This window comes from Amycolatopsis sp. NPDC114504 (genome assembly GCF_055633595.1).
This window is the reverse complement of the sequence record NZ_JBVKDU010000006.1, coordinates 734985-748528: the sequence shown is the minus strand read 5'-3', so window position 1 is coordinate 748528 and position 13544 is coordinate 734985. Positions and strand designations below refer to the sequence as shown.

Genomic DNA, 13544 nt, shown 5'->3' with positions numbered 1-13544 from the left:
CCGGGTCCCTAGCTTGATGTCGGAGCAGCGGTCCTTGCGGCCGATGCCGTCCCCCGAACCACCGGACCAGGAGAAACCCCATGGACTCCGTGCAGACGTTGCACGACTTCGCCCTGAACCTGCTCAACGACCCGACCGCCCTCGCGGCCTTCGGGACGGACCCGCAGGGCGTCCTCGCCGCCGCCGGTCTCGGCGACGTCAGCGCCGCCGACGTGCACGAGGTCATCCCGCTGGTGCTCGACTTCGTGCCGGTCGACAGCCTCCCGGCCGTCGGTGGCCTCGCGGGCGTCGGCAGCCTCCCCGGCCTCGGCGGCCTCGGCACCGACGCCCCCGGCATCCAGGGCGCGATCGACCAGCTCACCGCCCTCACCGCGGGCCTCGGCCTGCCGGCCGTCCCGGCGCTGCCGGGTGTCGGCGACCTCGGCGTCGGCGCGCTGCCGGGCGTGGGCGACCTCGGCCTGCCGGCCGTCCCGGGCGTCGGCGCGCTCCCGGGTGTGAACGACCTCACCACGACCGCCGCCGGCGTCACCGCGCTCGCGGGCGACTTCGGCAACGCGGGCGACCTCGGCTCCAGCCTGGACGCGGTCCAGGTCACCGGGAACCTCGTGTACTCGGTCACCGACGCCGACCACAGCTCGGTCGTCGCCACCGTCGAGCAGGCCGCCCACCTCGGCGACGCCGTCACGAACAACGTGTCGTACAACGCCGTCACCCCGGTCTACGAGGCCACCTCGCAGGTCGGTGACATCAGCGGTGACCTCAGCCACACCGTGAACTCCGTCGTCGGCCAGGTCGGCGACTTCTCCGGCATCCTCAAGGGCGCCGGCGACATCGACGTCAAGCACGTCACCGGCGAGGTCACGAACGCCGTCCACGGCGTCGGCGACGTCAGCGGCGTCGTGTCGAACGCCACCGGCATCTCCGTCGACCACAACGTGGCCGGCGCGGTCGGCGACATCGCGAGCGGCAACACCTCGGCCGTTCACGACGTGGTGTCCGACGTCTCCGACGTCAGCCACAACGCCCTGGGCAACCTGCACCTCGGCGACATCGCGTCCAACGACATCCACCTCGGGCACTGATCCCCGAACCGGTCACCGGTGCCCGTCCCGCGGTCTGGGTGCAGCCGCGGGACGGGCACCCGGTGTGCGTACGGGGAGTAAACCGGGGACACTCGTCCGCTGTGACCGCACCGGCTTGGCACGAAGTGCTCAACGAGACTCTCGACGCGTGCCGCACCCACGGCCGCGCCGACCTCGCCGAGCGCCTCCGCAGACGTCGTGACGCCCCCGAGGGGCAGATCCGGCTCGGCGTGCTCGGATTCCCCAAACAGGGCAAGGGATACCTGGTCAACGCGGTGCTGAACGCGCCTGTGTGCGCGGTCGGCGACGCCCCGACCCCCGAGGTCCCCACCGAAATCGGCTACGCCGCCGAACCCGCCGCCACCCTCGTCAGCCGCTCCCGCGAACGGACTCCCGTCGCGGTCGAACGGCTCACCGGTGAGCTCGGCGCCCGCCCCGCGGGCACGCTCAGCCGCGTCGAGGTCGGCGTGCCGCGCGAGCTCCTGTCCGCCGGGCTCGTCCTCGTGGACACCCCCTCGGTCGGTGACCCGCGGTCACCGCGCACCGCCGCCGCGCTCGACCTGCTCGCCGAAGCCGACGCTGTGATCCTCGTCTCCGACGCGACCGCGCCGCTCAGCGCCGCCGAGCTCGCGCTGGCCCGCCACGTCCGCACCTGGTGCCCGCACGTCGTGCTGGCGCTCACCAAGATCGACGCTTCCCCCGGGTGGCGCGCGGTCGCCGAGCGCAACCGCGGGATGCTCGCCGAGGCGGGGATCGACGCGCCCGTCCTGCCGGTTTCGGCCGTGGTGCGCCAAGCCGCCGCGAAGGCCGGGGACGCCGACCTCAACGCGCGTTCGGGCTTTCCCGAGCTGCTCACGTGGATCGCCGAGCAGGCCTCGCGGCCGCCGGAGCAGGCCCGCGCGCTGCTCGCCGCCGTCGGCGTGCGCGCCGCGGCCGCGGAGCTCGTCGAGTCCCTGCGCGACCGCGTCGAGGCCGCGGGACAGGATGCCGGGCTCGGCCAGGCCGCGCTGCTGCAGCGCGCGCAACGCCGTGCCGACGACCTGCGGCGGCAGAACACCCGGTGGCAGAACCTGCTTTCCGACGAGGTCACCGACCTGATGGGCGACGTCGAGTACGACCTGCGCGAACGCACGCGCAAGATCGTCAACACGATCGACCAGACCTTCGACGAGGGAGACCCGGCGAAGGTCTGGGATGACTTCGCGCCGTGGCTGGACGAGACCCTGGCCGATGCCGTTGAAACGAACTACGCGTGGCTGGCCGAGCGAGCCCAGTGGACCGCGCAGGCGGTCGCGGCGTGCTTCGGCGCGCAGTACGACCGCGCGCTGCCCGACCTGCCGCTCGACGGTTCCGGGGTCGAATACCTCGACGACGTCCGGCGCCCGAAGATCGAGAAGTTCAAGATCGGCCAGCAGGCCTTCACCGGCCTGCGCGGCTCCTACGGTGGCGTGCTGATGTTCGGCCTGGTCACCAGCCTGCCCTGGCTGGGCCTGCCGCTGATCAACCCGGTGTCGCTCAGCGCCGGCGCGGCGTTCGCGGTGAAGACGATCCGCGACGAGGGCGGGATGCGCCTGCAGCGGCGCCAAGCCGCCGCCAAACAGGCCGCGCAACGGCACGTCGACGACGTCTTCCTGCGCTACAGCAAGGAGTTCCGCGACGGGATCCGCGTCGTGCAGCGGCGGCTGCGCGACCACTTCACCGGCCTGGCCGAGGACCTCGCGGATGAGCTGACGCGCGAACGCGAGACGATCATGGCCGGCACGGCCGAGCGCGAGCGCCGGACCGGGCACATCCGCCGGGAGATCGATCGCCTGGCCGGGCTGCATCAGCGCGCGGGCGAGCTCGGCACGATCGCCGGGCGCAAGCCGCGGGAGCTTTCGGCGTGACGCAGGACGTTCGCGACCTGCTGCACGCCGCGGCCGGGCTCTACCGCGACGACCCGCGCGCCTCGGCGCTCCTGCACGACTGCCTGAACCGGCTGGAGCAGCCGCTGCGCGTCGGGTTCACCGGGGCGCCGTCGTCGGGGAAGACGACGCTCGCCGCCGCGCTCGGCGAGTGGCCGACGCGGGCGCTGCGCGACCTCGTGCTGCTGGACGACCCGGGCCCGGCCGACGACCTCCCGGACGCGTCGGTGCGGCTCGTGCGTCACCTCGAACCGGACGAGCTCGCGGCGGCGCACCCGCCGGGCGGCTCGGCGTTCGCGCGGCAGAGCGCGGTCAACTCGGTGCTGGTGCTGTCCCGCGCGGACGAGGTCGGCGCGGGCCGGATCGACGCGTTGCTGACCGCGAAGCAGCTGGCGCGGCGGGCCTGGCGCGAAGACCCGCTCTGCACGGGCTTTCTGGGCGTGATCGCCGTCGCGGGGCAGCTGGCCTACGGCGGCCGGTCCCTGCGCGACGACGAGTTCGACCTCTTGGCGGCCTTCGCCGCGGTGCCGCGCGAAGAGCTGGAACGGCACGTGCTTTCGGTGGACTCGTTCACCGACCCGGCGTTCCCCGGCCCGATCCCGGTCGAGACGCGGCGGTCGCTGGTGGTGCGGTTCGGGATGTTCGGCGTCCGCCTCGCGCTGACGCTGATCCGCACCGGCTGCGACGACCCGCTCAAGCTGTCGACCGAGCTCGTCCGCCGCAGCGGTCTGGGCGAGCTGCGGGACACCCTCGCCGGGTGCTTCGTGGCGCGGGCCGAGGCGTTGAAGGCGCGCACGGCGATCATCCGGCTGGAGACCCTGCTGGCGGACCGGCCGCGCCCGGGCGGCGACCGGCTGGTGTCCCGGGTGGAGCGCTTCGCCGCGGCCGCGCACGACTTCCGCGAGCTGCGCCTGATCGCCGACATCCGCGGCGGCCGCACGGCGCTGTCCGGCGAGCCGGCGGAGGAGGCGGTCCGGTTGCTGGGCGCCCAGGGCACGGCCCCGGCCGACCGCCTGAACCTGGAGCCGGACGCGGACCCGGGCGACATCTACGACGCGGGCCTGGACGCGCTGCGCCGCTGGCGGCACGAGGCGGAACGCCCGGACCGGCCCCACGCGGAGCGGACCGCGGCGCACGTCGTGGTGCGCTCGACCGAGGGCCTGCTGTCGCTGTTCGCCTGACGCGCCAGGAACAAACCGGCAATCCGGGCATTGAGGTCATCGCTGTCAGGTGTTGACTCGCGGTCGCCGTCGCCGCACCATAGACCGGTCTATGGTCCAGCGCCGGCCCGAGGAGCACCCCGATGCCCGAAGACGTCCGCCCTCGCGTCCGGCTGTTCGGCGACCTCCTGGCGCATTGGGCGCGCGAACGCCCCGGCGACACCGCGCTGATCTTCGGTGACCGGCAGTGGACCTGGGCGGAGTTCGACGAGCGCGTCCGGCGGCTGTCCGGCGCTCTCGCGGCGGCCGGAGTGGGCCGCGGCGACCGCGTCGCGTTCGTCGACAAGAACCACCCCGCCTGCCTGGAGACGACGTTCGCGGCGGCCGGGATCGGTGCGGCCAACGCCGTGGTGAACTGGCGGCTCTCCGGCGACGAACTGGCGTACGTCCTCAACGACTCGGGCGCGAAAGTCGTCTTCGTCGGCACCGAACTGGTCTCCGCGCTCGACGCGATCCGCGACCGGCTGCCGGCAGTCGAGCGCGTGGTGGCCGTCGACGAGTACGAGTCCTTCCTCGCCGGTGCCGAGCCGCACGCCGGCTCCGAACTCGACGAGGACGACGGCGTCCTGATCATGTACACCAGCGGCACCACCGGGTTCCCGAAGGGCGCGGTGCTCACGCACCACAGCGTCATCGCCCACGGCCTCGCCGCGGGCACGGCGTTCCCGATCGGCCCGGGCGACGTCAACCTCGTCGCGATGCCGCTGTTCCACGTCGGCGGTAGCTGTTACGCCGTTTCCGGTTTCCTGTACGGCGAACCGTCGTACCTGACGCGCGAGCCGGACGCGGCGTCGCTGTTCGCCGCGCTGCGGGCCGGGATCACGCACGCCTTCCTGGTGCCCGCCGTGGTCGCCGGGATCGCGCAAGCCGGCGAGGCCGCGCTCAAGGCGTTCTCCAGCCTGAAGTACCTCTGCTACGGCGCTTCGCCGATGCCGCTCCCGTTGCTGCGCACGGCCCTCGCCGCGTGGCCGGACACCCGGTTCGCCCAGGTCTACGGCATGACCGAGCTGTCCGGCGCGGTCACCGCACTGACCCCGGAGGCGCACCGGGACGCCTCGCGCCCCGAACGGCTGGCGTCGGCGGGCACCGCACTGTCCGGTGTGGACATCCGGGTCGTCGACCCGGTGACGGCCGAGGACACCGAGGTCGGCGAGGTCTGGATCCGCACCGAGCAGCGGATGGCGGGCTACCTCGGGAAGCCCGAGGCGACCGCCGAGACCATTGTGGACGGCTGGGTGCGCACCGGCGACGTCGGCCGCCTCGACGACGGCGGGTTCCTCTTCCTCGAGGACCGCGTCAAGGACATGATCATCACCGGCGGCGAGAACGTCTACTCACCGGAGGTCGAGCGCGTCGTCGCGGAGTTCCCCGGCGTGGCCGAGGTGGCGGTGATCGGCGTGCCGGACGACCGCTGGGGCGAGCAGGTCAAGGCCGTCGTCGCGGGGGAGGGGCTCGACGCCGACGAGCTGATGGAGTTCTGCCGCGAGCGGCTGGCCCACTACAAGTGCCCGCGCAGCGTCGACGTCGTGGAAGTGTTGCCGCGCAACGCGACCGGCAAGATCCTCAAGCGTTCGCTGCGCGAGCCGTACTGGCGGGACCGGGACCGGAACGTCTGATGCCCTCGGTGACGCGGCAGGCGTACTTCGCGGCCGCGCTGGACGTCTTGGCGGAACACGGGTTCACCGAGCTGAACGTCGGCAGGCTGTGCCGCGACCTCGGCGTGACGAGCGGGTCGTTCTACCACCACTTCGGCGGCTGGCCGGGTTTCGTGGAGCAGCTGCTGGACCACTGGGAGAACCGGCAGGTGCTCTTCCTGCGCGAGCGGAACTTCGGCAGCGGCGGGCCGTCGGCGGACTTCGCCGCGCTGATGGACCTGACGCTCGGGCTGCCGCACGAGGCCGAGGCCGCCATCCGCGCGTGGGCGGCGAACGACGAAACCGTGCGGGCGGCGCAGAAACGCGTCGACTCCGCCCGGCTGCGGACGGTCGGCAAGGCGGTCAAGGGCATCGTCGGCGACCGCGGCCTCGCGCGGACGCTGACGTCGCTGGGCATGGCGATGCTGGTGGGGCACCAGCAGCTGGCGTCGGCGGGGGAGCACAGCGAGCTGGCGACCCTGCTGGCGGAGTACACGCGGCTGGTGCACGCCCGGGCCTCGTGAGTGAGAAACAGTGTTCTAACACTGTTTCTCACTCACGACCTCTTCAGGCGTTGCCGAGGATCCGGCTCACCGCGATCTCCAGGACCACCCGCTGCGGGTTCGGCTTGGGCTGCCGGTAGCGCGCGGCGTAGCGGTTTTCCGCGTCCCGCACCGACTCCGGGTCGTCGCGCAGCACCGCGCGTCCCTCCAAAGTGGACCATTTCGGCCCCTCCAGCTGGCAGACCGCGACCGGCACGCCCTCGGCACCCGCGGCGCGGATCATCCGGGCCTTGACGGACGTGTCGAACGTGATCACGCGGGCGAGGCCGGCGTCGAAGTCCACGGTGACGCCGACCGCGACGACGTGCGGTGTGCCGTCCGGCCGGACCGTCGTCAGGGTGGCCAGCCGGCGTTCGGTCCAGAAGGCGCGGAAGTCCGCGCCGCGGTCGATCTTCATGCGGTCCACGCTAGTCCGTCCGGGTGGCCGGCCGGTCGTGAGACCACTCACGGTCATTGTAAGGAAAGTTTCCTAACAGCCTTGACCTGGTCTTGAACCTTCTGTCACGCTCTGATCGCCGTCGCCGCAGCCAACGATGTCTGTCTTTACGGAGGACCGATGAAGAGAATCGTCCGGGCGGTGGTGGCCACGGCCGCGCTGGCCGCCGGGCTGCTGAGCGTGCCGACGACCGCGTCCGCCGCGGGGACCCCGTACGTGCCGGGAACCCTGCGGCCGTCCGTCTCGCAGGCCACGCAGGATGCCGCGCTCCAGAAGTACTACGACTTCTGGAAGAAGAACTTCCTCACGACCAAGTGCGGCAGCGGCACCTACGCCGTGCTGTCGAAGGACGCCGACCACTCCTTCGTCGCCGAAGGGGAGGGCTACGGCCTGACGATCTCGGCCATGATGGCCGACAAGGACACGCAGGCCCGCGCGATCGTCGACGGGATCCTGAAGTTCGTGAAGGCCCATCCGTCGGTCAACAACAAGGACCTGCACGCGGCCGAGCAGGACGGGAACTGCAAGAGCGTCAACGGCAGCGACTCCGCCACCGACGGCGACCTCGAAATCGCGTACGGCCTGCTGATCGCGGACAAGAAGTGGGGCAGCACGGGCTCGGTCAACTACAAGGCCGAGGCCGTCCGGATCATCAACGCGATCAAGAAGTCCGAGGTCAACAACAGCACGAAGTTCACGCTGCTGGGTGACTGGGGCAACGACGCGGAGTACAAGAACAGCTCGCGTTCGTCGGACTGGATGCCGGGGCACCTGCGGGCCTTCGCGAAGGCGACCGGGGACAGCTTCTGGGACCAGGTCCGGACCCGCTCGGAGACCGCGGTGAGCCAGCTGCAGTCGTCGTACGCGCCGAACACGGGCCTGCTGCCGGACTTCGTCGTCAACACGAACTCGACGCCGAAGCCGGCGCCGGCGAACTTCCTCGAGGGCCCGTACGACGGCAAGTACAGCTGGAACGCGTGCCGCGACCCGTGGCGCCTCGGCGCGGACGCGATCTCTTTCTCCGGCAGCGCGGCGGCGGCGCAGGTCCGCAAGATGAACACGTGGATCAAGTCGGCGACGGGCAGCGACCCGTCGAAGATCCAGAGCGGCTACTCGCTGTCGGGCTCGAAGACGGAGAGCGGCCAGCACCCGTGCTTCACCGCGCCGTTCGCGGTGGCGGCGATGACGGACGCGGGCAGCCAGGCGTGGCTGGACAAGCTGTGGACGTCGATCTCGACGTGGTCCCCGGACGCGACTGACTACTACGGGACGGGGATCACGGTGCAGGTGCTGCTGATCCTGTCCGGTAACTACGTGGCCGCTTAGGCCGGCTCTCGCGGCGGCAGTCCCGCGGCACGGTAGATCTCGTCGATCACGGTCATCGTCTCGACCGCGTCGGCCGCCGAGGTCTTCACCGGTTCGCCGTGCAGGACTGCCGCCGCGAACGCGTCCAGCTGGTACTCGTACGTCGCCCGGCGAGGGAACTTCTCCGTGCGCCGCGCGTTGCCGATGCGCACCGAAAAGCGATGGTACGCCTGGGGCATCAGCGGGTTGACCACCTTGAGCGAGCCCTTCGAACCGATCACCTTCGCACTGATCTTCAAAAACGAAGACGACCACATCGAGCACGTCACCCGGCCCGTGTGGCCCGAGGGGTACTTCAGCTCCGCCGTCATCGCCCGGTCGACCCGGGGTGACCTCAACCGGGCCGACGCCGACACCACCGACGGCGTCTCGCCCCCGAACGTGCGGGCCATGTGGACCGCGTAGCAGCCCGCGTCCATCGTCGCGCCGCCGGCGAGGTCGTAGTTGTAACGGATGTCCGAGAACTTCGGCAGCGGGAACGACACCGTCGTCTCGACGCGCTCCAGTGAGCCCAGCTCGCCCGACGCCACGATCTCCTCGGCCCGCAGCGTCAGCGGGTGGTAGCGGTAGTGGAACGCCTCCATCACCACGCGATCCGACTCGGCGGCCAGCTGGGCGATCTCCCGCGCCTCCGCCGCGTTGGCCGTGAACGGCTTCTCGCACAGCACGTGCTTGCCCGCTTCCAGTGCCGCGCGCGTCCAGCGGCCGTGGAGGCCGTTCGGCAGCGGGTTGTAGACGGCGTCGACGTCCGGGTCCGCCAGGAGCTCTTCGTAAGACCCATATGCGGCCGGGATGCCGTGCCGCGCAGCAAACGTTTGCGCGCGATCGAGCGAACGCGCGGCGACCGCTGTCACCGCGACGGAGGAGTTCGAAGAAGCGGGCTTGACCAGGGCAGCGGGGGCGATGCGCGCCGCCCCGAGGATGCCGATCCGCAGGCTCATGCGCGCAAGCTAGCACCGAGACAGATTTCAACAGCCAGTTGACCTCTTCAACAACGAGTTGTACCGTTCCGGCCAGCCGAACAGTGGAGGTCCGCTATGTCCCGTTCACGCGCCTTGCAGGCGGGTTTGCTCGCGAGCCTGGCCGTCCTGGTGACCGCCTGCGGTGGTGGTCCGGACGGCGCGGGCGGGACGTCGCAGGCCGCCGGCGCGCCCGCCTCCGGCATCCCGGACACCACGGCGATCGTCCAGGGCGTGCAGAAGGACGCCCAGCTCAACGCCGCGCTGCCCGACGCCGTCAAGCAGGCGGGCGTGCTGCACCTGGCGTCGAACCTGCAGTCCGCGCCCAACAACTTCTACGCCGCCGACGGCAAGACCCCGATCGGCTACGAGGTCGACCTCGCCAAGGCGATCGCCGCCAAGCTCGGCGTCACCGTGACCCACCAGGACATGGCCTTCGGCTCGCTCATCACCAGCCTCCAGTCCGGCCGCATCGACCTGACCATGGCCGGCATGAACGACACCAAGGCCCGCCAGGCGCAGATCGACTTCGTCGACTACTTCACCTCGGGCATCACGATCATGATCCGCAAGGGCAACCCGGACGGCATCACCGGACCGGACACGCTCTGCGGCAAGAACGTCGCCGTCGTGCAGGGCACCAGCCACCAGAAGTTCGCCGAGGCGCAGAGCACCAAGTGCACGCAGGCCGGCAAGCCCGCGCTGAACGTCACCGCGACCGACAGCGACAACCAGAACCAGAACCAGCTGCGCACCGGCCGCGTCGCGGCGATCCTCAACGACCTCCCCAGCGCCGTCTACATCTCGCGGACCGCCGGCGACGGCAAGTTCTTCGAGGTCGTCCCGGGCGAGCCGATCGAGGGCGGGCCGTACGGCATCGGCGTCAACAAGCAGAACAAGCCGCTGACGGAGTCCGTGCAGAAGGCGCTGCAGGCCCTCATCGCCGACGGCACCTACGGCAAGATCCTCCAGGCCTGGGGCGTCGACCAGGGCGCGATCAAGGAGGCCGCGGTCAATGGCGGCTCCTGAACCGCTGCCGATCGTCCGGCTGAGGCACTGGGGACGCTGGGTCGCCGCCGCCGTGATCCTGGCGCTGCTCGTGCTGCTGGGCATCGCCCTCGGCAACGCGCAGATCGAGTGGAGCCAGGTCCCGGACTTCGTCTTCTTCAAGGTGATGGCGACCGGCCTGCTCAACACCGTCGTCCTCGCCGTGCTGTCGCAGGCCGTCGCGATCGTGCTCGGCATCGTCATCGCCCTGCTGCGCCGCAGCGCCAACCCGGTCGCCCGGTGGTTCGCCGCCGGTTACATCTGGATCTTCCGCGGCCTGCCGGTGCTGCTCCAGATCCTCCTTTGGTACAACCTGGCGCTCGTCTTCCCGGTGATCGACATCCCGTTCCTGGTCCACGAGCAGACGAACGTGCTGATCAGCGCGTTCACCGCCGCGTTCCTCGGTCTGGCGCTCAACGAGAGCGCGTACATGGCCGAGATCGTCCGGGCCGGGCTGAACAGCGTCGACAGCGGACAGACCGAGGCGGCCAAGTCGATCGGCATGACGCCGGCCGCGACGCTGCGCCGGGTCGTGCTGCCGCAGGCCATGCGCGTGATCATCCCGCCGACCGGCAACGACTTCATCAACATGCTCAAGGGCACGTCGATGGCGTCGGTGATCGGCGTGACCGAGCTGATCCACGCGGCGAACAACATCTCGTCGAACAACCTGCTGGTGATGGAGACGCTGCTGGCCGCGGCCGTCTGGTACATGGTCGTGGTGACCGTCGCCGGCGTCGGTCAGCACTACCTGGAACGCTCCTTCGGCCAGTCCGACAGCGGGGCGCTCGCCCGCGCGGGCAAGGCGTTGCGCGGCGTGCCGCTGGTGAGGAGTGCCCGTGTCTGAGCCGCTGCTGCGCGCCGTCGGCGTCAAGAAGTCCTACGGCCACACCGAAGTCCTCGGCGGCATCGACCTGGAAGTCCACAAGGGACAGGTCGTCTGCCTGCTCGGGCCGTCCGGTGCGGGCAAGAGCACGTTCCTGCGCTGCATCAACCACCTGGAGACGATCGACGCCGGCCAGATCTGGGTCGACGGCGAGCCGATCGGCTTCCGGCAACGCGGCGGAAAGCTGTACGAACTGCGCGAACGCGACGTCGCCCGCCAGCGCCGGGACATCGGCATGGTGTTCCAGCGGTTCAACCTGTTCGCGCACCGGACGGCGCTGGAGAACGTCGTCGAGGGCCCGATCCGGGTGCTCGGCCTGCGCGCCGAAGACGCCCGCAAGCAGGGCCTCGAACTGCTGGACCGCGTCGGGCTCGGGCACCGGGGCGACGCCTACCCCGCGCAGCTGTCCGGCGGGCAGCAGCAGCGCGTCGCGATCGCGCGGTCGCTGGCGATGAAACCGAAGCTGATGCTGTTCGACGAGCCGACGTCGGCGCTGGACCCGGAGCTGGTCGGGGAGGTGCTGGAAGTGATGAGTACGTTGGCGGGGGAGGGGATGACGATGGTCGTCGTGACGCACGAGATGAGCTTCGCCGCGGAGGCCGCCGACGAGGTGGTGTTCCTGGCCGACGGCGCGGTCGTCGAGACCGGGCCGCCGTCGGAGGTGCTGAGCGCGCCGAAGCACGAGCGCACCCGGCAGTTCCTGGCGAGGATCCTCGCGTGACGCGGATTTCGCCCCGGTACCTGCTCCAGTTCGACGAGCCCGCCGGCTACCTCGACTTCGCCCGCTTCGGGCCGCCGTCGCACGCGGTGCTCGACACGACGGCCGCACTGCTCGACCAGGCCACGACGGCCGGTCCGTCCACTGTGGACGAGCTGATGCGGCAGGAGATCCGCGCCAAGGCGGCCGCCGCGCGGCTGTCCGGCTCGGACACCGACCACACGGTCCTGCTGCCCAACACCAGCCTCGGGCTGTTCCAGGCCGCGTTCCACAGCAGCGGTGACGTCCTGGTGTCGGCCGCCGAGTTCCCCGCCAACACCTACCCGTGGGCCCGCGCCGAACAAGCGGGCCGGCTGCGTGTCCGGCGTCTGACCGGCGGATACGTGACTCCTGAGCGCGTCGCTTCCGCTTTGACGCCCGAGATCACCACGGTCAGCGTCAGCGCCGTCGACTTCCGCACCGGCTTCCGTGCCGACCTGGCGGCGTTGCGCGACGTCGTCGGCGACCGGCTGCTGGTCGTCGACGGCATCCAGGGCTTCGGCGTCGTCGAGGAGCCGTGGGAGGTCGCGGACGTCCTGGTCGTCGGCGGTCAGAAGTGGCTGCGCGCGGGCTGGGGGACCGGCTTCGCGGTGCTGTCCGACCGGGCGCTCGAGCGGATGGACCCGGTGTTCTCCGGCTGGACCGGTGCGCGTGACCCCGGCCTGTTCGACGACGAGATCCACCCGCCGGACGTCACCGCGCAGGCCTGGTCGATCTCCAACCTCAGCCCGATCACGTCCGGTGCGTTCGCCGAGGCCCTCGAACTGGTCGAGGACGCCGGCGTCGGCGCCATCGCGGCCCGGATCGCCGAGCGCATCGGGTCGTTCGAGGAGGTGCTGGCCTCCTGCGGCGCCGAGGTCGTGTCCGCGGTGGACCGCCGCGCCGGGATCCTGGCGTTCACGCTGCCCGGCCACCCGGCCGAGCAGGTCGGCGCCGCGCTGGCTACCGCCGGGATCGCCGCGACGGTGCGGCCCGAGCACGTCCGGCTGTCGCCCCACGCGTCGACGCCGGCGGCCGCCGCGGATCTGCTGCGCTCCGCCTTGGAGACGTTGACCAAGCCGCGTGAGCCCTTGGCCGTCCCGGCCGCGGGCGCGACGACGCACGAGGTGCTGACCGCGCTGGTCCCCGCGATCCCGGGGCTCGCGGCGATGCTCGGGCCGGGCAACGAGGTGCTGCTGCACGACCTGAGCCGGCTGCCGGACTCGATCGTCGCCATCGCGGGCGACCTGACCGGCCGCAACGTCGGCGGCCCGATGACCGACCTGCTGCTCGGCCTGGTCCGCCGCGGCACGACCCAGGACCTGACGAACTACCGCACGCACGGCCCGGACGGCCGCCCGATCCGCTCGTCGACGCTGTTCCTGCGTGACGCCGACGGGGTCGCGGTCGGCTGTCTGTGCGTCAACAGCGTCGACGCGTCCGCGCCGGCGAACGGCGCCGGCGAGCCGGAGACTTTCCCACCGGACGTCGACAGCCTGCAGCGGTTCCTCGTCGACCGCGCGGTGACCAAGGCCGGGATCCCGGTGGACCTCATGAAGAAGCGGCACAAGGCGGCGGTGGTCCGGGAGCTCGACGAAGCCGGTTATTTCCTCATCAAGGACGCGGTCGACCACCTGGCCGGGCGCCTCGACGTCACCCGCTACACGATCTACAACTACCTCAACGAAATCCGCGCCTGATCGGGGCCTTGC

Annotated in this window: 12 protein-coding genes; 10 read left to right on the top strand and 2 right to left on the bottom strand. The window is 71.2% G+C overall.

Features of this window, described 5'->3' with window-relative positions:
* Positions 1 to 80 precede the first annotated feature (80 nt).
* The 5 genes from ACZ7PG_RS45320 (at position 81) to ACZ7PG_RS45300 (ending at position 6364) form a co-directional block, all read left to right on the top strand.
* Positions 81 to 1082 carry an IniB N-terminal domain-containing protein gene (locus ACZ7PG_RS45320; RefSeq protein WP_470245396.1) on the top strand — a complete coding sequence of 334 codons (1002 nt, stop codon included), beginning with the start codon at positions 81 to 83 and terminating at the stop codon, positions 1080 to 1082.
* Between the two features lie 101 nt (positions 1083 to 1183).
* Entirely contained in the window at positions 1184 to 2968 is a 1785-nt protein-coding gene (locus ACZ7PG_RS45315; protein WP_470245395.1) for a P-loop NTPase family protein, read from the top strand.
* Positions 2965 to 4167 carry a GTPase gene (locus ACZ7PG_RS45310; RefSeq protein WP_470245394.1) on the top strand — a complete coding sequence of 401 codons (1203 nt, stop codon included), beginning with the start codon at positions 2965 to 2967 and terminating at the stop codon, positions 4165 to 4167. Before ACZ7PG_RS45315 ends, ACZ7PG_RS45310 begins: the two co-directional genes overlap by 4 nt.
* A 122-nt stretch (positions 4168 to 4289) precedes the next feature.
* Complete coding sequence (locus ACZ7PG_RS45305) at positions 4290 to 5822, top strand: acyl-CoA synthetase (protein ID WP_470245393.1); 1533 nt, start codon at positions 4290 to 4292, stop codon at positions 5820 to 5822.
* Positions 5822 to 6364 carry a TetR/AcrR family transcriptional regulator gene (locus ACZ7PG_RS45300; RefSeq protein WP_470245392.1) on the top strand — a complete coding sequence of 181 codons (543 nt, stop codon included), beginning with the start codon at positions 5822 to 5824 and terminating at the stop codon, positions 6362 to 6364. Before ACZ7PG_RS45305 ends, ACZ7PG_RS45300 begins: the two co-directional genes overlap by 1 nt.
* Positions 6365 to 6407: 43 nt before the next feature.
* Here ACZ7PG_RS45300 and ACZ7PG_RS45295 read toward each other — a convergent pair whose 3' ends face one another.
* Positions 6408 to 6800 (bottom strand): TIGR03618 family F420-dependent PPOX class oxidoreductase, encoded by a 393-nt coding sequence (locus ACZ7PG_RS45295; RefSeq protein ID WP_470245391.1) that lies wholly within the window; start codon positions 6798 to 6800, stop codon positions 6408 to 6410.
* 159 nt (positions 6801 to 6959) lie between these two features.
* Between ACZ7PG_RS45295 and ACZ7PG_RS45290 the strand changes: the two genes are divergently transcribed.
* A complete protein-coding gene (locus tag ACZ7PG_RS45290; protein ID WP_470245390.1) occupies positions 6960 to 8165 on the top strand; it encodes a glycosyl hydrolase family 8 in 1206 nt (401 codons plus the stop codon).
* On the opposite strand, the gene ACZ7PG_RS45285 is transcribed toward ACZ7PG_RS45290, so the two are convergent.
* A complete protein-coding gene (locus ACZ7PG_RS45285) occupies positions 8162 to 9145 on the bottom strand; it encodes a Gfo/Idh/MocA family protein (RefSeq protein WP_470245389.1) in 984 nt (327 codons plus the stop codon). The genes ACZ7PG_RS45290 and ACZ7PG_RS45285 overlap by 4 nt on opposite strands.
* Before the next feature lie 96 nt (positions 9146 to 9241).
* Between ACZ7PG_RS45285 and ACZ7PG_RS45280 the strand changes: the two genes are divergently transcribed.
* The 4 genes from ACZ7PG_RS45280 to ACZ7PG_RS45265 are packed head-to-tail and all read left to right on the top strand — an operon-like array spanning position 9242 to position 13532.
* Positions 9242 to 10192: an ABC transporter substrate-binding protein gene (locus ACZ7PG_RS45280; protein WP_470245388.1), complete on the top strand. Its 951-nt coding sequence runs from the start codon at positions 9242 to 9244 to the stop codon at positions 10190 to 10192.
* A complete protein-coding gene (locus ACZ7PG_RS45275) occupies positions 10179 to 11057 on the top strand; it encodes an amino acid ABC transporter permease (protein ID WP_470245387.1) in 879 nt (292 codons plus the stop codon). The genes ACZ7PG_RS45280 and ACZ7PG_RS45275 overlap by 14 nt, the downstream gene beginning before the upstream one ends.
* Entirely contained in the window at positions 11050 to 11817 is a 768-nt protein-coding gene (locus ACZ7PG_RS45270; RefSeq protein WP_470245386.1) for an amino acid ABC transporter ATP-binding protein, read from the top strand. The genes ACZ7PG_RS45275 and ACZ7PG_RS45270 overlap by 8 nt, the downstream gene beginning before the upstream one ends.
* Entirely contained in the window at positions 11814 to 13532 is a 1719-nt protein-coding gene (locus ACZ7PG_RS45265) for an aminotransferase class V-fold PLP-dependent enzyme (protein ID WP_470245385.1), read from the top strand. The genes ACZ7PG_RS45270 and ACZ7PG_RS45265 overlap by 4 nt, the downstream gene beginning before the upstream one ends.
* The last annotated feature ends 12 nt before the right edge of the window (positions 13533 to 13544 follow it).